Source organism: Roseibium sp. (assembly GCF_051016195.1).
Taxonomy (GTDB): Bacteria; Pseudomonadota; Alphaproteobacteria; order Rhizobiales; family Stappiaceae; genus Roseibium.
The window spans coordinates 4,744,256-4,762,805 of the sequence record NZ_CP134616.1 but is presented as its reverse complement, the minus strand read 5'-3'; the positions used below and the strand labels follow the sequence as shown (position 1 = coordinate 4,762,805).

The 18,550-nt window shown below is 58.3% G+C and carries 19 protein-coding genes; 14 read left to right on the top strand and 5 right to left on the bottom strand.

Annotation, left to right across the window (positions count from 1 at the left end; genetic code table 11):
- Positions 1-56: 56 nt before the first annotated feature.
- Positions 57-389 (bottom strand): hypothetical protein, encoded by a 333-nt coding sequence (locus RDA78_RS21785; protein ID WP_434056239.1) that lies wholly within the window; start codon positions 387-389, stop codon positions 57-59.
- Between RDA78_RS21785 and RDA78_RS21780 the strand changes: the two genes are divergently transcribed.
- The 5 genes from RDA78_RS21780 to RDA78_RS21760 all read left to right on the top strand — a co-directional run bounded on the left by RDA78_RS21780 (position 285) and on the right by RDA78_RS21760 (position 5,825).
- Positions 285-1,733 (top strand): Ppx/GppA phosphatase family protein, encoded by a 1,449-nt coding sequence (locus RDA78_RS21780; RefSeq protein ID WP_434056190.1) that lies wholly within the window; start codon positions 285-287, stop codon positions 1,731-1,733. The genes RDA78_RS21785 and RDA78_RS21780 overlap by 105 nt on opposite strands.
- 2 nt (positions 1,734-1,735) lie before the next feature.
- Positions 1,736-2,446 carry an RlmE family RNA methyltransferase gene (locus RDA78_RS21775; RefSeq protein WP_434051871.1) on the top strand — a complete coding sequence of 237 codons (711 nt, stop codon included), beginning with the start codon at positions 1,736-1,738 and terminating at the stop codon, positions 2,444-2,446.
- 35 nt (positions 2,447-2,481) lie between these two features.
- Positions 2,482-2,835 (top strand): YunG family protein, encoded by a 354-nt coding sequence (locus RDA78_RS21770; RefSeq protein WP_434051870.1) that lies wholly within the window; start codon positions 2,482-2,484, stop codon positions 2,833-2,835.
- Between the two features lie 148 nt (positions 2,836-2,983).
- Entirely contained in the window at positions 2,984-4,486 is a 1,503-nt protein-coding gene (gene guaB / locus RDA78_RS21765; RefSeq protein ID WP_434051869.1) for an IMP dehydrogenase, read from the top strand.
- Between the two features lie 49 nt (positions 4,487-4,535).
- Positions 4,536-5,825 (top strand): RsmB/NOP family class I SAM-dependent RNA methyltransferase, encoded by a 1,290-nt coding sequence (locus RDA78_RS21760; protein WP_434051868.1) that lies wholly within the window; start codon positions 4,536-4,538, stop codon positions 5,823-5,825.
- A gap of 38 nt (positions 5,826-5,863) precedes the next feature.
- Here the strand turns inward: RDA78_RS21760 and RDA78_RS21755 are convergent, their stop codons facing one another.
- Positions 5,864-7,066: a tetratricopeptide repeat protein gene (locus RDA78_RS21755; protein WP_434051867.1), complete on the bottom strand. Its 1,203-nt coding sequence runs from the start codon at positions 7,064-7,066 to the stop codon at positions 5,864-5,866.
- A gap of 266 nt (positions 7,067-7,332) precedes the next feature.
- Here RDA78_RS21755 and guaA point away from each other — a divergent pair, with 266 nt between their 5' ends.
- The 3 genes from guaA to RDA78_RS21740 all read left to right on the top strand — a co-directional run bounded on the left by guaA (position 7,333) and on the right by RDA78_RS21740 (position 10,463).
- Entirely contained in the window at positions 7,333-8,889 is a 1,557-nt protein-coding gene (gene guaA / locus RDA78_RS21750; protein ID WP_434051866.1) for a glutamine-hydrolyzing GMP synthase, read from the top strand.
- A gap of 94 nt (positions 8,890-8,983) precedes the next feature.
- Entirely contained in the window at positions 8,984-9,874 is an 891-nt protein-coding gene (locus tag RDA78_RS21745) for a hypothetical protein (RefSeq protein ID WP_434051865.1), read from the top strand.
- A gap of 52 nt (positions 9,875-9,926) precedes the next feature.
- The gene (locus tag RDA78_RS21740; RefSeq protein ID WP_434051864.1) at positions 9,927-10,463 is read left to right on the top strand and encodes a hypothetical protein; all 537 of its coding nucleotides are present in this window, start codon (positions 9,927-9,929) and stop codon (positions 10,461-10,463) included.
- Here the strand turns inward: RDA78_RS21740 and RDA78_RS21735 are convergent.
- The gene (locus RDA78_RS21735) at positions 10,447-10,779 is read right to left on the bottom strand and encodes a TraR/DksA family transcriptional regulator (RefSeq protein WP_434051863.1); all 333 of its coding nucleotides are present in this window, start codon (positions 10,777-10,779) and stop codon (positions 10,447-10,449) included. The two genes, RDA78_RS21740 and RDA78_RS21735, sit on opposite strands and share 17 nt — an antisense overlap.
- A 150-nt stretch (positions 10,780-10,929) precedes the next feature.
- Between RDA78_RS21735 and RDA78_RS21730 the strand changes: the two genes are divergently transcribed.
- The gene (locus RDA78_RS21730; protein WP_434051862.1) at positions 10,930-11,307 is read left to right on the top strand and encodes a hypothetical protein; all 378 of its coding nucleotides are present in this window, start codon (positions 10,930-10,932) and stop codon (positions 11,305-11,307) included.
- Positions 11,308-11,317: 10 nt separating this feature from the next.
- Here RDA78_RS21730 and RDA78_RS21725 read toward each other — a convergent pair whose 3' ends face one another.
- Positions 11,318-11,953 carry a MarC family protein gene (locus RDA78_RS21725; protein ID WP_434051861.1) on the bottom strand — a complete coding sequence of 212 codons (636 nt, stop codon included), beginning with the start codon at positions 11,951-11,953 and terminating at the stop codon, positions 11,318-11,320.
- Positions 11,954-12,167: 214 nt separating this feature from the next.
- Here RDA78_RS21725 and gyrA point away from each other — a divergent pair, with 214 nt between their 5' ends.
- Positions 12,168-15,008, top strand: coding sequence for a DNA gyrase subunit A (gyrA, locus tag RDA78_RS21720; RefSeq protein ID WP_434051860.1), 2,841 nt, complete (start codon positions 12,168-12,170; stop codon positions 15,006-15,008).
- A gap of 112 nt (positions 15,009-15,120) precedes the next feature.
- Here the strand turns inward: gyrA and RDA78_RS21715 are convergent, their stop codons facing one another.
- Positions 15,121-15,537, bottom strand: a complete 417-nt coding sequence (locus tag RDA78_RS21715) for a phosphopantetheine adenylyltransferase (RefSeq protein ID WP_434051859.1) — start codon at positions 15,535-15,537, stop codon at positions 15,121-15,123.
- Positions 15,538-15,698: 161 nt separating this feature from the next.
- On the opposite strand from RDA78_RS21715, the gene coaD reads away from it, so the two are divergent.
- From coaD to queA, 4 genes are all read left to right on the top strand, one after another.
- Positions 15,699-16,205, top strand: coding sequence for a pantetheine-phosphate adenylyltransferase (gene coaD / locus RDA78_RS21710; RefSeq protein WP_434051858.1), 507 nt, complete (start codon positions 15,699-15,701; stop codon positions 16,203-16,205).
- Between the two features lie 36 nt (positions 16,206-16,241).
- Positions 16,242-16,781, top strand: coding sequence for a peptidylprolyl isomerase (locus RDA78_RS21705; RefSeq protein ID WP_434051857.1), 540 nt, complete (start codon positions 16,242-16,244; stop codon positions 16,779-16,781).
- Between the two features lie 49 nt (positions 16,782-16,830).
- Positions 16,831-17,295 carry a peptidylprolyl isomerase gene (locus RDA78_RS21700; RefSeq protein ID WP_434056189.1) on the top strand — a complete coding sequence of 155 codons (465 nt, stop codon included), beginning with the start codon at positions 16,831-16,833 and terminating at the stop codon, positions 17,293-17,295.
- A gap of 175 nt (positions 17,296-17,470) precedes the next feature.
- A complete protein-coding gene (gene queA, locus RDA78_RS21695; protein ID WP_434056188.1) occupies positions 17,471-18,547 on the top strand; it encodes a tRNA preQ1(34) S-adenosylmethionine ribosyltransferase-isomerase QueA in 1,077 nt (358 codons plus the stop codon).
- Positions 18,548-18,550 lie beyond the last annotated feature (3 nt).

Here is an 18,550-nt window from a genome sequence, read left to right as displayed (position 1 = left end):
TCGCAGCCTCGATAAGGCTGAGATCGGGTGGCCTGAAAGGCAAAAACGTGACTGAGTCAGGTCAGGAACCGCCCGAATTCGGGCGACGTACCGCTGACGAGTCCGGGAAAAGCGGAACTCGATCCGAGTTCAACGGGCCGAACCGACGGCGGCGCAAGCGCCGGTCCGGTCAAGGCCCGAAAAGCGGCGCCGCAGACGAAAACAGATTCGCTGCCGCGCCGGCCGACGGGGCAAAGGATGGTTTGCCGCGTCACGCTTCCGGACACGTCGACAAAACGCATTCTGTGCGGGACGCGCATGCGCCCGTCCAAAAGGAGGGTGCGAAGCGCCGTAAAAAGAGGCGCCGTGGCCGTACCGCCGCCGAGGCGCGGACGGACGCTCCCGCGCATGCTGCACCCGACCACCTCAACACTTCGGAAACTGTCACCAGTCCGAAGGGTAAAAAGGCGGCCAACAGACGCGGCAGGCGTCGCTGGCAGGCGTCCAAGAATTCAAGAAACGGCCGCAGTCCGAAACCGGAGACCGAAAGCACTCATACCGTCACCGACGCAATGCGTTTGAACGGCCAGTCCACGCAACTTCTGAAGGACGACAACAAGGGCCTCGATACCCGAGAGGCGCGCTATCCTCCGTCCTCAGCTGGAGCACGCGACGCGAACACGAGGAGCGGGCCCGGGCGCCGCTTCAGGAACAACGCCAGCAGATCACCTCTCTACGCCGCACTGGATCTCGGCACCAACAACTGCCGCCTGTTGATTGCGCGGCCGGAAGAGCGCGGCTTTCGCGTTGTCGATGCCTATTCGCGTATTGTCCGTCTGGGAGAGGGCGTCGGCTCGAACAAGCGTCTCAGCCCGGCTGCGATGGACCGTGCCATTGATGCCCTTGCAAACTGTCACCGCAAACTGGCTGACCGAGGTGTCCTGAGATCGCGGCTGATCGCCACAGAGGCCTGCAGGGCTGCAGAAAACGGAACCTCATTCATCGAACGCGTCAGGTCCGAGACCGGTCTTGCGCTTGAGGTTGTCAACAGGGAAACCGAAGCGCGTCTTGCAGTCGCCGGCTGCGCCTCACTCGTCGATCATGACGCGGACGGTGTCATTCTGTTTGATATCGGCGGCGGTTCCTCGGAGATTGTCTGGCTCGACCTGCGCAACAGGTGCGGCGCACGCGGATACGCGTTGACCAAGTTTATACGCTCCTGGATTTCGCTGCCTGTCGGCGTTGTCAATCTTGCCGAACGGCACGGCGGTGTTCATGTGACGCCTGACATCTTCGAGGCCATGGTCGATGACGCAGCCGATCACCTTGCCGCGTTCAGTCTCGCGGACACGCTCTCCGAAGCGATTGCATCCGGACGCGTTCACATGCTCGGCACATCCGGAACCGTGACGACGCTTGCAGGCGTCCATCTTGGTTTGCGCCGCTATGACAGGCGCAAGGTCGACGGAACCTGGCTCGAAGACGACGACGTGTCGAAGATGATTGATCAGCTGCGTGACATGCCGTATGAGGCGCGCGTAGAAAACCCCTGTATCGGCGCCGACAGGGCAGATCTTGTTCTGGCAGGGTGTGCAATTCTGGAAGCAATCAGACGTCGGTGGAGCTGCTCGCGGCTGCGCGTTGCAGACAGGGGTCTTCGTGAAGGCATCTTGACCGAACTGATGGCCGCCGATGGTGTCTGGGCAAATCGTTCGCACCGCAAGCGCCAGGACAGACGGCGCTGGAAGGACTGAAAATGAGCCGTTCGAAAAAGGGATCCGGCGACCGCGGCCTGCACGTGAAGGTGAAGACAGCGGCCGGCAGAAGGGAATCGTCTACCCGCTGGCTCGAACGGCAGTTGAACGATCCCTATGTGCGTCGTGCGAAGGCGGACGGCTACCGCTCCAGGGCCGCCTACAAACTCATTGAAATAGACGACAGGCACAAACTGCTGAAGCCGGGCTACCGCGTTGTCGATCTCGGCTGTGCTCCGGGTGGATGGTGCCAGGTCGCCGTCGAGCGGGTTCAGTCGAGTATCGAGTCCCCGAAAGTGGTCGGCATCGACTACCTGGACATGGATCATGTACGGGGCGCGATTTTCCTGAAAAAGGATTTTCTTGATGACGATGCGCCCGCGGCGCTCATGGAAGCCCTTGGAGGGCAAAGACCCGATGTCGTGCTTTCGGACATGGCTGCTCCGACGACCGGGCACAAACAGACGGACCATCTTCGAACGACACATCTCTTCGAAATCGCGATCGACTTCGCGAGGCAAAACCTCGTTCCGGGCGGATCATTTCTCGCGAAGGTGTTTCGGGGAGGAACGGAAAACGCCTTGCTGCAGGAACTCAAGCGGGACTTCAAGACCGTCGCACATCTGAAACCTCCGGCGAGCCGGAAGGAGAGTCCTGAGCTTTACGTGATTGCCAAGGGATTTCGCGGAAGCAGCCCGGATCAAGCGGACTGATAGCGCTCAAACGAATTTGTGAAGGAAACTCTTGAATGCATGACATCAAGACGTTTGCACAAGCCCTTGAAAAGTCTTGGAGCAATGAATCGAGCACGCTCTGGACAGCTGACAATCCGGCTGCCGGCCAGTGTGGCGTCACCGCACTGGTTGCAAGTGATGAGCTGGGAGCTGATATCCTGAAGACACGCTACGGCTCAATCTGGCACTTCTACAATCGCATCAATGGAAAGCGACACGATTTTACGGAGAGCCAGTTCGGGCAAACGATTGAATATGATGACATTCCGTCATCACGCGACGAGGCGTTCGGTGACACCAACGAACGCCAATACGCTTACTTGAACAACGCGGTGAAACGGCGGCTGGCGCAGGCAAGGGCCGATTGACACGCACAAGGTGGGAATTCCACTTTGCATTCTGTCACCTGCATGTTATTCACCCGCGCCAACTTCTCCGGCACAGCCGAAGCGACTCGCCAGACGCAGTCTTCCCTATCAAGACTGCGTCTCTAGCTATTTTAAAGGGGAATTGGCCATGGCATCCTTTTTTGTCCCGTCGACCGGACAACAAGCACTGACCTTTGATGATGTCCTGCTGATGCCCGGCCACTCGGAAGTTCTGCCGGGAGAGGTGGACCTGAAAACAAGGGTCACCCGCGAGCTGGAACTCAATATCCCGATCCTGTCCTCGGCCATGGACACTGTCACGGAGGGCAGGCTTGCCATTGCCATGGCCCAGGCAGGCGGAATTGGTGTCGTTCACCGGAACCTGACCCTCGACCAGCAGGCCGAAGAAGTCCGGATGGTCAAGAAGTTTGAATCGGGCATGGTCGTCAATCCGCTGGTCATAGGCCCCGAGGCAACGCTGCAGGACGCCCTGGGCCTGATGAAGCGATTTGGCATATCCGGCGTTCCGGTTGTCGAGAACGGTGGAACCGGCGGACAGGCGGCCGGCAAACTGGTTGGCATCCTGACCAACCGCGACGTCCGCTTCGCCTCCGACAATCAACAAAAGATCCGTGAGCTGATGACGAGCGACAACCTGGTCACGGTGAGCGACAATGTCAGCCAGGACGAGGCAAAGCGCCTCCTGCACCAGAACAGGATCGAAAAACTGCTGGTTGTCGATGACGCGCGCAACTGCATCGGCCTGATAACCGTGAAGGACATGGAAAAGGCACAGCTGAACCCCAATGCCTCGAAGGACGCACAGGGCCGGTTGCGCGTTGCAGCGGCCACGAGCGTCGGCGAGGAAGGTTTTGCCCGTGCCGAACGATTGGTCGATGCGGGCGTCGACATGGTGGTCGTGGACACCGCGCACGGTCATTCGCAAAAAGTGCTCGATATGGTCAGCCGGGTCAAAAAGCTGTCCAACTCGGTCCAGGTTCTTGCCGGGAACGTCGCCACGTCGGAAGCGACGAAAGCGCTCATTGACGCCGGCGCCGATGCCGTGAAGGTCGGCATCGGTCCGGGCTCGATCTGTACGACACGTATTGTTGCGGGCGTGGGCGTACCGCAGCTCACCGCGATCATGGAATCCGTCAACGAGGCGGACAAGCAGGGCGTGCCGGTGGTCGCTGATGGCGGCATCAAGTATTCGGGCGATCTGGCCAAGGCCATTGCGGCCGGTGCCGCTTCGGTCATGGTCGGTTCGCTGCTCGCCGGTACGGAAGAAAGCCCAGGCGAGGTCTATCTCCATCAGGGCCGTTCCTATAAGTCCTATCGCGGTATGGGCTCTGTCGGTGCCATGGCGCGCGGTTCGGCAGATCGATATTTCCAGGCCGAGGTCCGAGACAGCCTGAAACTTGTTCCCGAAGGCATTGAAGGGCAGGTGCCCTACAAGGGCGCGCTTGGAAGCGTTCTCCACCAGCTTGCAGGCGGCTTGCGCGCTGCGATGGGATATGTCGGCGGCCGCGACATCCTCGATTTTCAGGAAAAGGCGCGGTTCGTGCAGATCTCCGGTGCTGGACTGAGAGAGAGTCACGCACACGACGTCACCATCACGCGCGAAAGCCCGAACTATCCATCCAGCGTTTGAGTTTGATTTTCCGCGTGCAAACGATGCGGGACCAGGACCAAGGGTCGACATGAAAGACGGCGGACGCCTCGCAGCTGCAATAGAAGTACTCACTGAAGTCGAGAACCGCCACCGGCCGGTTCAGGCTTCGTTGAAGGATTGGGGAACATCGCACCGCTTTGCCGGGTCGGGCGATCGGACCGCGATCGGCAATCTCGTATTTGACGCGCTGCGCAACCGGGCCTCGCTTGCTGCAGTCATGAAAAACCCATCTCCACGGGCGGCCGTGCTGGCAACCTATGCGCTGACGTGGGACAAGGGACTTGAAGCACTCGGCCAGGCGATCGGTCAGGACAGGCACGCACCGGAGCCGCTGACACCAGCGGAAACAGCGAATCTGACTGAGGATGCCGACGCCATGATGCCATGGGAGCGGGCGGACGTTCCCGAGTGGTTGTGGTCCGATTTCGAATCCTTCTTCGGCGATGACGCGGTGACGGAGGGAAGGGCGCTTGCCGCCCGGGCGCCGATCGATCTTCGTGTGAACACGCTGAAGGCAGACCGGGAAAAAGTACTCAAGCGCATCGCTCATACCGGGGCCGTCGCAACAAAACTGTCGCCGCTCGGTTCACGCATCATTGCCAAGCCCGGACCTGGCCGCCTGCCGCATATTCAGGCGGAGGAAGGTTACCAGAAAGGCTGGTTCGAGCTGCAGGACGAGGCGAGCCAGTTGGCGGCCTGCATCGTGCAAGCAAAACCGGGAGAACAGGTTCTCGATTACTGCGCCGGCGGCGGCGGCAAAACCCTCGCGCTCGCGGCCTCGATGCAGAACAAGGGCCAGCTTTACGCATATGACGCAGACCGCCTGCGTCTGGCGCCTATCCACGATCGGCTGAAACGGGCTGGCGTGCGCAACATTCAGGTCAGGGATCCGGCCTCGACCACTCTGGATGATCTGAAGGGTCAGATGGACCTTGTATTCATCGACGCGCCGTGCACGGGGACCGGTGTTTGGCGCCGCCGCCCGGATTCAAAATGGCGACTGACGGAAAAAGCTCTGAGCGATCGGATTGAGGATCAGCGAACTGTGCTTCGGCATGCGCGTGAATACGTGAAGCCGGGCGGAAGGATCGCATATGTGACCTGTTCGCTCCTTCAGCAGGAAAACCAACACCAGGTGGACTGGTTCTTGAAGGAGTACGAGGACTTTGAGCTGGGTTCACTCAGTGATGCCTGGCGGGAACTGTTTCCCGCAAAGCCGCTTCCCAAATATGCGTCTGTGCGCGGCGAATTGCTGCTCACGCCCGCATCAACCGATACTGACGGCTTCTTTGTCGCGTTGCTGAAGCGCAGTTCCTGACGCCGAACCACGGTCACAACCGGACAAGCGATTTCAAGTCACGTGAGGTCGCGCCGCTGAAGACCGAGCACTTTCGAGGCATGCCCGTCTCCGGAAGCAATAGCCGCAGTTTCGTCCGGCTTCCGCGCTTTTGGCATTTCTTCTCCGCGTGCATTGCCCTTCGTTAGCGTGTCCTCAACCTGGTTTTGCACCGGCACTCGCCCGCTTTCAGGCAACGCACCATTGCCCGCATCCCTGGAGGCCGCGTCGTCGTGGGATGGACCGGCGACGTTCGCAGAGACGAGTTTGACGGCCGCGTTCCGGACCTGCGGATCCAGACCCTTGCCGGCTCTCAGGCCGGTCAGGACAGACCTTGCCTCTTCAGCATGTTTCAGGGCTGCCAAGGCTGCTCCGATCGCGTTAAGCGGGTCGTGCGCTTTCATGCCCAGATCATGTGCCTTCAAGGCGTAGTCGAGTGCGCGTACATGTTCTCCGCGTTTGCGGTTCAGGATGCTCAAACGCACCAGGCAGGACTGAGAGGAAGGGCGCAGCTTGAGCGCGGCTTCAGCGGCCAGCAGCGCATCCTGCAGCTCTCCCTTTCCACCAAGGGCATCGGAAAGCAATTCCAGCGCGAGGGGATCAGTGGGGACAATCTCGTTTGCCCTGATCGTGCATTCGATCACTTCGTCATACCGCTTGCGCTTGAGCAGCACCTCGGCAAGGCCCAGCAACGCCCCATGTTGCATCGGATCAGCTTTCAGCGCCTTTCGGAATGTCGCGATCGCCGCCGCGCCATGCCCCGTTTTCGCCTGCGTTTCCGCCTGGAGTGTCAGGACGGCAGGCGAATTCGGCATGAGGGTGGTGAGTTTCTCCACGCTTTCCGCGGCTGCATCTGCCCTATCTTCCTTCAGACAAACGGTGGCGTAGCCGAAGAGCGCGTTCCGGTTGTCGGGTGACCGGTCGAGCACGTCCTTGAAGTTCTGCGCCGCGTTTTCCAGATCGCCGATCAGCAGCTGACAGTTTCCAAGGCTCGCACGGGCATCCAGATTTTCAGGCTCGGTGAACACGATGCGCCGAAGTTGGGACTGCGCTTCTTCAAGATACCCTGCCTGCATCAGCGCGGCTGCTGTGCGATATGCAATTTCGCTGTCCTGTGGGGACATTTCCTGGGCCCGCAGATATGACACCAGCGCCTTGTCGAGCTCACCGGATTTCTCCAACGCGAGGCCTTCTTCGAATGCTGATCGTGCATTTGCGGTCATTTGATTTCCGAGCTGCCAGAGGTTCGGTCCTTGTCAGACATCAAGAAACCGTTTTCAAAATGGTCTGCGGAGCTTAGTTGACCGACGTCGCGGGGGTCAAAACGGAAATTCCTCCGTACACAGGCTTGTGGCCGCGTGAAACCTGAGGCCGCAAGCGGAGCTCTGCCGGAGCCCTTTGTTTTGTCCGGCTCCAAAATGTTGTGAGGCATCCAGTTTGCCGACGAATCCGGGTTCTCATTCCCAAAAAGACCGGTTAGAAGCTGGCCATGACCCATCATGATCGCCTCCTTATCATTGATTTCGGTTCCCAGGTTACGCAGTTGATCGCCCGGCGCCTGCGGGAATTGAACGTTTACTGCGAAATTCATCCATTCCAGAACGTCACCGATTCATTTTTGGCGGAGTTCAGGCCAAAGGCGGTGATTTTCTCCGGCGGGCCTTCCTCGGTGTTCGCCGAAGGCGCTCCCATGCCGCCGGAAAGCGTTTTCGAACTGGGCATACCGATCCTGGGCATCTGCTATGGCCAACAGGTCATGATGCACTGTCTGGGTGGGATGGTTGAAAGAGGACACGGAACCGCCGAGTTCGGGCGCGCCTATGTGACACCGACACAGGCTCAACTGACCCTTCTTGAGGGCTGGTTTGAAGCGGACAAAGAACAGGTTTGGATGAGCCACGGCGACCATGTTAGCGAAATTGCTCCGGGTTTTGACGTCTACGGCACATCTCCCAACGCGCCTTTTGCCGTGACCGCAGACACGGTCCGCAATTTCTTTGCGGTGCAATTCCATCCCGAGGTTCACCACACGCCAAACGGCAAGAAGCTGTACGAGAATTTCGTCAAGCTGGCAGGCTTCGAGGGCGACTGGACCATGGGTGCCTATCGCGACGATGCCATTGCGAAAATCCGGGAGCAGGTCGGTGACAAGAAAGTCATTTGCGGGCTTTCGGGCGGTGTCGACAGCTCCGTCGCTGCAGTCCTGATCCACGAAGCCATCGGTGATCAACTGACGTGCGTCTTCGTCGACCACGGCCTTCTGCGTCTCAATGAGGCGAGCGAAGTCGTCACGATGTTCCGTGACAACTACAACATTCCCCTGATCCACGCCGATGAATCCGATCTGTTCCTGAACGCACTGGATGGTGTGTCCGACCCGGAACAGAAGCGCAAAACGATCGGCAAACTGTTCATCGACGTGTTTCAGAAATACGCCAATGACATCGAAGGTGCGGAATTCCTCGCACAGGGGACACTTTATCCTGACGTGATTGAAAGCGTGAGCTTCTCGGGCGGACCGTCCGTGACCATCAAGTCCCACCACAACGTCGGCGGCCTGCCGGAAAAGATGGGGCTCAAGCTCGTCGAACCGCTTCGTGAGTTGTTCAAGGACGAGGTGAGGGAACTTGGCCGCGAACTTGGCCTGCCGGACAGTTTCATTGGCCGTCATCCGTTCCCGGGCCCCGGACTTGCAATCCGCTGCCCCGGAGAAATCACGCGGGACAAGCTGGAAATCCTGCGCAAGGCCGACGCGGTATACATCGACCAGATACGCAAACACGGTCTTTATGACGAGATCTGGCAGGCTTTTGTCGCCATCCTCCCGGTCCGCACGGTTGGCGTCATGGGCGACGACCGGACCTACGATTACGCCTGTGCCCTCCGAGCCGTGACGTCCGTCGACGGCATGACGGCGGATTATTACCCCTTTACGCACGAATTCCTGGGCGAGACGGCAACCCGGATCATCAACGAAGTGGAGGGGATCAACCGGGTTACCTACGACATCACGTCCAAACCACCCGGCACAATCGAGTGGGAGTGACGCATCACCAACAGGAAAGCATTGAACTCGTGGGGAACATGTTCGTGCCTAAGTCCGCCGAGAACTGGTTGCGCCAGTCAGACCGGACTTCGACATGGCCGTCGATTTCAGGCGACCTCGGCGCGAAGAATCAAACCCCTTGCGAGGTTGTCGTGCAATGGTCGAACCAAGACAGCGAAAATTCATCCTGGGTGTGGGTGCGCAAAGATCCGGCACAACGTGGCTGCACAATTACCTGAGCAACGATAAACGGTTCAACCCAGGCTTTCGAAAGGAATATCATGTCTGGGATTGGGTCGATCTACCCGAAATGAGCTACGCAGGCGCTTCAAAACCAAATGCATGGAAAAATCTGCGGCGGAAACCCGAAGCCCTGCGTTACCGAATGCAGACTTCTGATGATTTCTATTTCGAGTACTTCGCCTCCCTCCTGAATTGCTCGTATGACCTGACAGGAGACATCACTCCCTCATATTGCGGGCTCGATGAGAGGCGCTTCAAGTTCATAAAGGACGGGTTTGAAAAACGGGGCATAAGCTGCCGGGTCGTCTATTTCCTGAGAGATCCTGTCAGCCGAATAAAGAGCGCCCTCAAGTACCAGATCGGCAGAAGAAACTTCAGGGAAGTCGGGGGGACTCCTGACGCGAGTTTCATAGATGCGCTCAGACAATATTACCCACTGGACCGGGTAAGGTTTCGGACCTCGTATCACGACACGATCCGGAAACTGGAACGCGTCTTCGATCAATCGGATATTTACATCGGCATTTTCGAAAGCATGTTCGACGCAGTATCGATTGAAAGACTGTCCGGTTTCATCGGCGTTGAAGCCCGAAAAGCAGCGGCTGGGACAAAGGTCAACACGGCCGAGTTCAAAGGCAAGGTTTCTGATGACGTGGACCAGGAAATTCGCGAGTACTACAAAGATGTCTACGCGTACTGTTTCCGGAGGTTTCCAGAAACGAAAGCGTTGTGGGGCGCGTGATGTTCAAACCCGGGGCTGACGCGCATGCCCACAAGGAAAGGCAGGTGTCGCAGTGATCAGCAGGGAAGTGGACCTGGCACCGGAATGTGAGAGCTGCGCTGCGCTTTGCTGTGTCGTCTTTGCCTTCGACAAGTCGGGGTCATTCGGTATCGACAAGGCCGCCTGCGAGGTTTGCCCGAACCTGGACGAACACGATCGCTGCCGCATTTTCGACAAGCGCAGCGAACTGGGGTTTGGTGGCTGCGTTGCCTACGACTGCCATGGTGCCGGCCAGCGTGTGACACGCGAAGTCTTCAAGGGAAAGCATTGGCGCAACGAACCGGCGCTCAAGGAGCGCATGGGCGAGGCATTGTCTATTATGCGCCGGATTCATGAATTGCTGTTGCTGCTCGCCTCCGCAAGACGCTTTCCGCTCTCGATCGAAGAAAGGCAAAGGCTTGACGATCTGGAAGACCTCTTGAACCCCGAGGCCGAATGGACCGAAAAGACGCTCCAGAATTACCCCATTGCCGAAGTCACCGGTCAGGTGAACGCCTTTTTGCGCTCCCTGCGTCGCCACGCCGGTCCGTCTTCTACCGTGCGCACCTGATACAGAAGGCGGCTGCAGGATTGACCTCAAGCCGTTTGGCGGCGATCTCTTCACCGCATTCGACACAGTCCCCATATTCACCGGCGCTCAGGCGGTGAAGCGCTGCCTCGATTTTCTGGATATCTGCGCGTCTCTGTCTCTCGGACGCCTGCGCCATGGCCTGGCCCTGAAGCGCATCCATTCGCGACAGACGGCCGACCGACTGCTGGTCGAGCGTCACGGGTGCGCGCGCTTCCTCGGATATGTTGCTGTAGGCTTCCAGTTCGGTTTTCATCGCCGTCAGCTTTTTTCGGACACGGTCTTCGTCGAGCGGCATAACGTTCCTCCATGCGACAGCATGAAGAATTCGGCCAAAGCCTGCAAGCAGCAGACCGGTTCGCGCTCCAGAGTGCGGATGACATACTCGTGACTTTGTACGGGAAACCGGAATTTGCAAGTATGCCCGAATGCCGGTGGGAGTTCACAAATGCTTTTTCAAAGATTGAGTTTGTTTGCCGCGCAGCTGCTTCTCGCTGCTTCAATTGTCAGCCCGGCAACGGCCGATGACGTGGAAATCGTGGACGCGAGCGCGCGCCAGTCGGGAAGCACCTGGACATTTTCGGTGACGCTGAAGCATGGCGACACTGGCTGGGACCACTATGCCGACCTGTGGCAGGTCTTCACACCCGACGGAAAGCTTCTGGGAGAGCGTGTGCTGCTGCACCCGCATGTGGAAGAGCAGCCGTTTACGCGATCGCTCTCCGGCGTGGAAATACCGGACGACGTCACCGAGGTTGTCATCCGCGCCAGGGACAGCGTGCATGGCGTTGCAGAGCAGGAATACAGGCTCGCGCTGCCGCGCTAGGGTCCGCACCCTAGCCCCGCAGAAGCACCAGCACACCATCGGCAACGAACTGGACCGACAGAGCGGCGAGCAGAACACCCAGAAGGCGTGTAATGACGAGCTGCGCCGTCTCGCCAAGCAGCCGTTCCAGCCTGTCCGCGAGCAGAAACGCGCCAAGGCAACTCAACAGGATAACCGCGATTACGCCGCCGAGACCTGCATAGGCGATCGTATCGGGCGCCTGGCTGGACAAAAGAATGATCGCCGAGATTGTTGCAGGCCCCGATATCAGCGGGATTGCAAGCGGAAAAATGGCGACTTCGTTGACCGTTCCGTGGTGCCCCTGGGCTTCGACGGCTTTTTCCGCGGTTTCCGCCTTTCGCTCCTGTCTCTTGCCGAAGACCATCTCGATGGCAATCAGAAACAGGAGTATTCCGCCGGCGACCCGGAATGCGGAAACGGATATGCCGAGAACATTCAGGACCGTTTGTCCCGAGGCATAGAAAATCAGCAAAATTCCTGCTGCCGTGGCGGTCGCCCGAACAGCCACCTTGCGCCTGTCGGAAGCGCTCATTCCGGCGGTCACGGCAAGAAACATCGGAGCGAGACCGACCGGGTCGATCGTCACGAACAGCATGGCAAACGCATTGATGAAATAGTCCAGCATTCGAGGCTTCCGATGCAGAATTGAGACCGTGGATTCGGCCTTGTTACATGGGAATTGGCGGCACTTCGAGGGGCGGCGAAAAAATCATTTTTCGTGCCTGTGAATATGCTTTGTAAGCAATTGAAAAAATTGAAGAAAAGACACTAGGAAAAACTGCCGGAAATTTGGCCCGGAAACCTGAATCGGATATAAAAGAGACAGCAATAACAATGAAATGAGTTCTTCCTTGTCCGACCAGGATAACAACACCCCCTCGGACGGCCTCCCGTCTGATATCAAACCGGTCTCCATCGTCGATGAAATGAAGAGCAGCTACATCGAATATGCGATGAGCGTGATCGTTTCGCGTGCGCTGCCTGACGTCAGAGACGGACTGAAACCGGTGCACCGGCGTATTCTCTATTCGATGCACGAAAACGGCTACGACTGGAACAAGCCGTATCGCAAGTCAGCCCGTGTGGTCGGCGACGTCATCGGTAAATATCATCCGCATGGCGACAGCGCGATCTACGAAGCGCTCGTGCGCATGGCGCAGAACTTTTCACTTCGGCTGCCTCTGATTGACGGACAGGGCAATTTCGGCTCGGTAGATGGCGACCCGGCGGCAGCGATGCGCTACACCGAATGCCGCCTTGAAAAGGTCGCCCACAAGCTTCTGGACGACATCGACAAAGACACGGTCGATTTCCAGGAAAACTACGACAACTCGGAAACCGAACCGGTCGTCCTCCCGGCGAAATTCCCGAACCTGCTGGTCAACGGTGCCGGCGGGATCGCCGTCGGGATGGCGACGAATATCCCTCCGCACAACCTCGGCGAAGTCATTGATGCTGCGATCGCCATCATGGAAAACCCCGCCATGACGCTTGCCGAGCTCATGGAAATCGTTCCAGGGCCGGATTTTCCTACGGCAGGCATCATTCTCGGCCGCTCCGGCATTCGAAGCGCCTATGAAACCGGCCGCGGCTCCATTGCAATGCGCGCGAAGGTCGATATCGAGGAAGTCCGTAAAGACCGAAACGCGCTCATTGTCACAGAGATCCCCTATCAGGTGAACAAGTCGACGATGATCGAGAAAATCGCCGAACTTGTGCGTGACAAGCGCGTGGAGGGCATTTCCGACATCCGTGACGAAAGCGACCGATCCGGTATGCGTGTCGTGATCGAACTGAAACGCGATGCGGTTCCGGATGTCGTTCTGAACCAGCTTTACCGCTTCAGCCAGCTGCAGACCTCGTTCGGCGCAAACATTGTCGCGCTCAACGGCGGCAAGCCGGAGCAGATGAACCTCTCGGATATGCTCAAAGCCTTTGTGGCCTTCCGGGAAGAAGTTGTCGGGCGCAGGACGCGGTACCTTTTGAAGAAGGCGCGGGACCGGGCCCACATCCTGGTAGGCCTCGGGATTGCCGTTGCGAACATCGACGAAGTCATTCACCTGATCCGGACAGCGCCGGATCCGGCGACCGCCCGCGCCCAGTTGATGGAACGTGACTGGCCGGCCCACGACGTGGAACCCCTGATCAGGCTGATCGACGATCCGCGTCACCAGGTTCAGGAAGACGGAACCTACAAGCTGTCCGAGGAACAGGCGCGCGCCATCCTCGACTTGCGCCTGCAGCGCCTGACTGCTCTCGGCAGAGACGAAATCGACGACGAGTTGAAGAAAATCGGCGCCGAGATTTCCGAATACCTCGATATTCTGCGGTCGCGCGCCCGTATTCAGGAAATCGTTCGCAACGAAATGCTCGAAATCAAGGAAGAGTTTGCGACGCCGCGCCGGACCGAGATCATCGAGGGCGGGGCCGACTTTGACGATGAGGACCTGATCCAGCGTGAAGACATGGTGGTCACCGTGTCTCATGGTGGCTATATCAAGCGCGTCCCGCTTGCCACTTACCGCGCTCAGCGTCGTGGCGGCAAGGGCCGGTCAGGGATGGCGACGAAGGACGAGGATTTCGTTACCCGTCTCTTTGTCGCAAACACGCATACGCCGGTTCTGTTCTTCTCCTCCAGGGGCATCTGCTACAAGATGAAGGTCTGGCGCTTGCCGCTTGGCGGGCCGACCTCTCGCGGCAAAGCCCTGGTCAACATGTTGCCGCTTGAACAGGGAGAGCAGATCACTTCCATTCTGCCATTGCCGGAAGACGAGGAAAGCTGGGCAAATCTTGACGTGATGTTCGCCACGGTGCGCGGCACGGTTCGCCGCAACAAGCTGTCCGACTTCGTCAACATCAACCGCAACGGCAAGATAGCAATGAAGCTGGAAGACGGCGACGGAATTGTCGGCGTCGATACGTGTTCAGAGCACCATGATGTCATGCTGACAACCAATTCCGGACAGTGCATTCGCTTTCCGGTCACGGATGTCCGGGTCTTCGCAGGCCGGAATTCAGTCGGTGTGCGTGGCATCCGGCTGGCGGACGCCGACCGGGTGATTTCCATGCAGATCCTGCATCACATCGATGTCGATGCGGAAGAGCGCGCCGCCTACCTGAAACTGTCGCGCGCCATGCGCGGAGAAGCCGACGAAAACGGCAACGGTGCGGATGAAGACGGTGTTGTTGCCGGCGATCTGCCTCAGGAACGCTACGCGCAGATGAGTGCAGCCGAGCAAATCATCCTGACCGTTTCCGAGAACGGCTTCGGCAAGAGAACATCCTCCTTCGAGTACCGCGTGACCGGACGAGGCGGCAAGGGCATCACGGCGATGGCCGTGAACGATCGAAATGGCGGCCTCATTGCCTCATTCCCTGTCGAGGACAGCCACCAGATCATGCTCGTAACAGATGGTGGTCAGTTGATCCGCTGTCCGGTCGACGGCATCCGGATCGCAGGTCGTGCGACCCAGGGCGTGATCGTCTTTAAAACGGCCACGGACGAGAAAGTCGTCGCGGTTGAGGGCATCTCTGAAGTCGATGATGAGGACTTCGACGAAGACGGCGAAGAAACAGGCGCTGAAGGCGAAGCGGGTGAGACCCCTGACGGGAGCAGCAGTCCTGATTCTTCGACCGACAAACCGGAAAGCGGCGAGGAAAACGGAAGCCCGGAAAGCTAAGCTTGAAGCGCTCAGGATTTCGGAAACCGTAAGCATAAACGACAACAGCGGCCAGGGTGGAACCTGCGCCGCTGTTTGCCGTTCGGGGGAGAAAACTTGGAGGTATGAAAACTCAGTTCGTGGTCGGGTAACGCGCCAGGATGGTCTGATTGGCAGTCGCCGCCTTTTGCTCAACGGTGACGAAAGAGACGTTGCGGACCTTCGACGCACCCGTCAGCGATGCAGCGCATTCCTCGCTCCATGCACCCCATGCCTGGGACGTGCAGTTTTCAGAAGCGGTGGAAGCCGCAATCCGGTCGGTCTTGGTTGCCGAAAGACCCTGTGTTGCCAAGCTGGTCAGGTTCTCGGTCTGCGACGCGTTGCTCGGGTGCAGGCTCATCATGCCCGCGGCGACCATTGTCATGAGAGCAAGCACAAAAACCGCTGCCATCTTGAAATGGACCGATACGTCCGCTGCCTTGCCCTGGAAAGTAAACGGTGCGCCCGATTTGTTCGAAACGGTTGCGCCCTGTGTAATGTAGCTCCTCATCATCCTGGCTCCTGCTCACGCCTTGTTTGTGATGAGCTCACTTTGGACCATTGAGGAAAAGACTGATGTGACGGCAATCACAAAATGTGCCCGAATTGGAAAAATACCGATTTCGAGGGTTTTTCTTGTGAGGGGCCGGTTGGCGGAGTATGCAGTGGGCCATGACACGTATCGCGCTTTACCCAGGGTCCTTTGATCCCGTCACCAATGGCCATATGGACATATTGCGTCAGTCACTTGCGCTGGCAGACAAGGTTGTCGTTGCCATTGGTATTCATCCAGGAAAAAAGCCGCTGTTCTCATTTGATGAGCGACAGGACCTGATTCACACGTCGGCGCAGGCTGAATTCACGAAGGAAGAAGCCGAGCGCATCGATGTGATTTCCTTTTCCGATCTTGTCATCAACACGGCACGGGAGCAGGGGGCCGCCTATCTGGTCCGCGGACTGCGCGACGGCACCGATCTCGACTACGAGATGCAAATGGCCGGCATGAACGCCACCCTCGAGCCGAACATCAAGACCGTATTTCTGCCCGCGTCTCCCTCGGTGCGCCATATCACCGCCACCTTGGTCAGGCAAATCGCGCAAATGGGGGGCGAAATTTCTGAATTTGTGCCGGAACCGGTTGCGTCACCGCTTCGGCGCGTTGCGCGTCCACAGGGCTGAAGACAATTTCCCCGATCTGAACTTTAGGAGCTTCCAGTGTCACGACTACTTGCAGTTTTCGCCGTTCTGGCGTCGATCGTTTTCCTCCCGGCTTTGGCGAATGCACAAGTCAAGGATCCTGAAAACACGCTCTTTTTGGACCTCAAAGATGGTCGTGTAACCATACAGCTGCGCCCTGATCTGGCTCCGCAACACGTTGAACGCATTAAGAAGCTTACCCGTGACGGGTTTTACGACGGGATCGTGTTTCACCGCGTGATCGACGGCTTCATGGCGCAGACAGGTGATCCGACGGGCACCGGCAGCGGTGGCTCGAGCGAACCGGACCTTGCAGCCGAATTCACGAATGCACCCTTCAGGAGAGGCACGCTCGGCATGGCCCGTGCTGCCAGCCCGAACAGCGCCAACTCCCAGTTCTTCATCATGTTCAACGATGGTGACTGGCTGAACGGCAAGTATACGGTCTTCGGCGAAGTCGTTGACGGAATGCAATTTATCGACAATATCACGCGCGGTGAACCGCCCGCGAATCCGGACAAGATCGTCAAGATGCAAGTTGCGGCAGATGCGCAGTAAGTCGGAACAAACCCCGCTTTAAAGACCCAAGGAGTCAGAGATGGCAGAAATCAAGGATGCCGAGAACACCCTTCTCATGGAAACGAGCCAGGGACCGATCGTCATTGAAATGAAACCCGATCTTGCGCCCGGACACGTTTCCCGGATCAAGGAGCTTGTTCGCGAGGGATTTTACGACGGCATCGTTTTCCACCGCGTGATCGACGGCTTCATGGCACAGACCGGCTGCCCGCAGGGAACCGGCACGGGCGGATCCGGCCAGAAGCTGAAAGCCGAATTCAGCAACCACAAACATGTCCGTGGTACCTGTTCCATGGCACGGGCAATGGATCCCAATTCCGGCGACAGCCAGTTCTTCATCTGCTTTACGGATGCGCCCTGGCTCGATGGCCAATACACTGTTTGGGGCGAAGTGGTCGAAGGCATGGAAAATGTCGACAAGATCAAACGCGGCGAACCGGTTGTTGATCCGGACAACATCGTTTCATTGAAGCTCGCAGCCGACGCAAGCTGATCGGCACACGGAACATTCATTCGGCAGCGCGGGCACCATGCCTGCGCTGCTTTGTTTTGAGACCTGTTTCCGGTAGTTGACCTTGCATTGCCATGGCGATATGAGCGCCAAAAGCGCGGAAAAATGTCCGCAGCGGCTTGTTGCCGACAGCAAACACTGGATTGATCTGAACGCCATGCGCGTTGATGACTTTGACTTTGAGCTTCCCAATGAACGCATTGCCTTGCGGCCCGCAAAGCCACGCGACGTCGCACGTATGCTTGTTGTCCGCCCTGACCAAGGTCAGGTGATCTCGGACATGGGCGTCCGGGACCTGCCAGTGCTTCTGGAACCGGGCGATGCGCTCGTGTTCAACGACACCAAGGTCATACCCGCCCAGTTGGAAGGAAGGCGTCTGAGAGGCGAAGTCTCGGCAGGAATTGCCGTGACGCTGCATATGCGCTGTGCACCTGACCAATGGCGCGCCTTTGCCCGGCCCGCGAAAAAGCTGCAAATTGACGATTTGGTCGAATTTGAAAGGGCAGAAGCAAAACTGACGGCAACGGTCAGGGAAAAATCCGACGCAGGCGAGGTCCTGCTGCGTTTTGACGTCTCCGGTCCGGACCTGGATGTTGCGATTGCGTCGGTCGGGCACATTCCACTGCCGCCCTATATTGCCCAAAAGCGCGCAGAAGATGCGCAGGACAAGCAGGACTACCAGACGATATTTGCCGAAAAGGATGGTGCCGTCGCGGCGCCCACCGCCGGCTTGCACTTCACGCCGCAGCTGCTCAAGGCGCTCACCGAACGCGGCATCGAACAGCACATCGTCACGCTGCATGTCGGCGCCGGCACATTCCTGCCGGTAAAGGCCGACGATACGGACGATCACAAAATGCATGCCGAGTGGGGTGAGGTGTCCGAGAAGACGGCCACAGCTCTTCGAGAGGTGAAGGCGCGGGGCAACAAGGTCGTAAGCGTCGGAACAACGTCACTCAGGATCCTCGAAAGCGCCGCGCAGGCCAACGGCTCCATTCAGCCATTTGCGGGAGAAACGGCGATCTTCATCACGCCGGGCTTCAGGTTCAAGGCCATCGACGCCCTGATGACCAACTTCCATTTGCCGCGCTCGACGCTTTTCATGCTGGTGTCGGCCTTGTCCGGGCTTGAAACAATGCGGGCGGCCTATGTGCATGCGATAGAAAGCGACTACAGGTTTTACAGCTACGGGGATGCGTCTCTTCTCTTCCCCGCAAAAACGGAGCCAGTCTGATCG

What these genes read in the sequence shown, in the direction of transcription:
- RDA78_RS21735 (WP_434051863.1), bottom strand. Translation starts at nt 10,779, where the DNA reads ATGCCGCTCGACGAAGACCGTGTCCGAAAAAAGCTGACGGCGATGAAA.
- queA (WP_434056188.1), top strand. Translation starts at nt 17,471, where the DNA reads ATGCGCGTTGATGACTTTGACTTTGAGCTTCCCAATGAACGCATTGCC.
- RDA78_RS21770 (WP_434051870.1), top strand. Translation starts at nt 2,482, where the DNA reads ATGCATGACATCAAGACGTTTGCACAAGCCCTTGAAAAGTCTTGGAGC.
- RDA78_RS21785 (WP_434056239.1), bottom strand. Translation starts at nt 389, where the DNA reads ATGCGCGGGAGCGTCCGTCCGCGCCTCGGCGGCGGTACGGCCACGGCG.
- RDA78_RS21745 (WP_434051865.1), top strand. Translation starts at nt 8,984, where the DNA reads ATGGCCGTCGATTTCAGGCGACCTCGGCGCGAAGAATCAAACCCCTTG.
- RDA78_RS21715 (WP_434051859.1), bottom strand. Translation starts at nt 15,537, where the DNA reads ATGAGGAGCTACATTACACAGGGCGCAACCGTTTCGAACAAATCGGGC.
- RDA78_RS21730 (WP_434051862.1), top strand. Translation starts at nt 10,930, where the DNA reads ATGCTTTTTCAAAGATTGAGTTTGTTTGCCGCGCAGCTGCTTCTCGCT.
- coaD (WP_434051858.1), top strand. Translation starts at nt 15,699, where the DNA reads ATGACACGTATCGCGCTTTACCCAGGGTCCTTTGATCCCGTCACCAAT.
- RDA78_RS21725 (WP_434051861.1), bottom strand. Translation starts at nt 11,953, where the DNA reads ATGCTGGACTATTTCATCAATGCGTTTGCCATGCTGTTCGTGACGATC.
- RDA78_RS21760 (WP_434051868.1), top strand. Translation starts at nt 4,536, where the DNA reads ATGAAAGACGGCGGACGCCTCGCAGCTGCAATAGAAGTACTCACTGAA.
- guaA (WP_434051866.1), top strand. Translation starts at nt 7,333, where the DNA reads ATGACCCATCATGATCGCCTCCTTATCATTGATTTCGGTTCCCAGGTT.
- gyrA (WP_434051860.1), top strand. Translation starts at nt 12,168, where the DNA reads ATGAGTTCTTCCTTGTCCGACCAGGATAACAACACCCCCTCGGACGGC.
- RDA78_RS21775 (WP_434051871.1), top strand. Translation starts at nt 1,736, where the DNA reads ATGAGCCGTTCGAAAAAGGGATCCGGCGACCGCGGCCTGCACGTGAAG.
- guaB (WP_434051869.1), top strand. Translation starts at nt 2,984, where the DNA reads ATGGCATCCTTTTTTGTCCCGTCGACCGGACAACAAGCACTGACCTTT.
- RDA78_RS21755 (WP_434051867.1), bottom strand. Translation starts at nt 7,066, where the DNA reads ATGACCGCAAATGCACGATCAGCATTCGAAGAAGGCCTCGCGTTGGAG.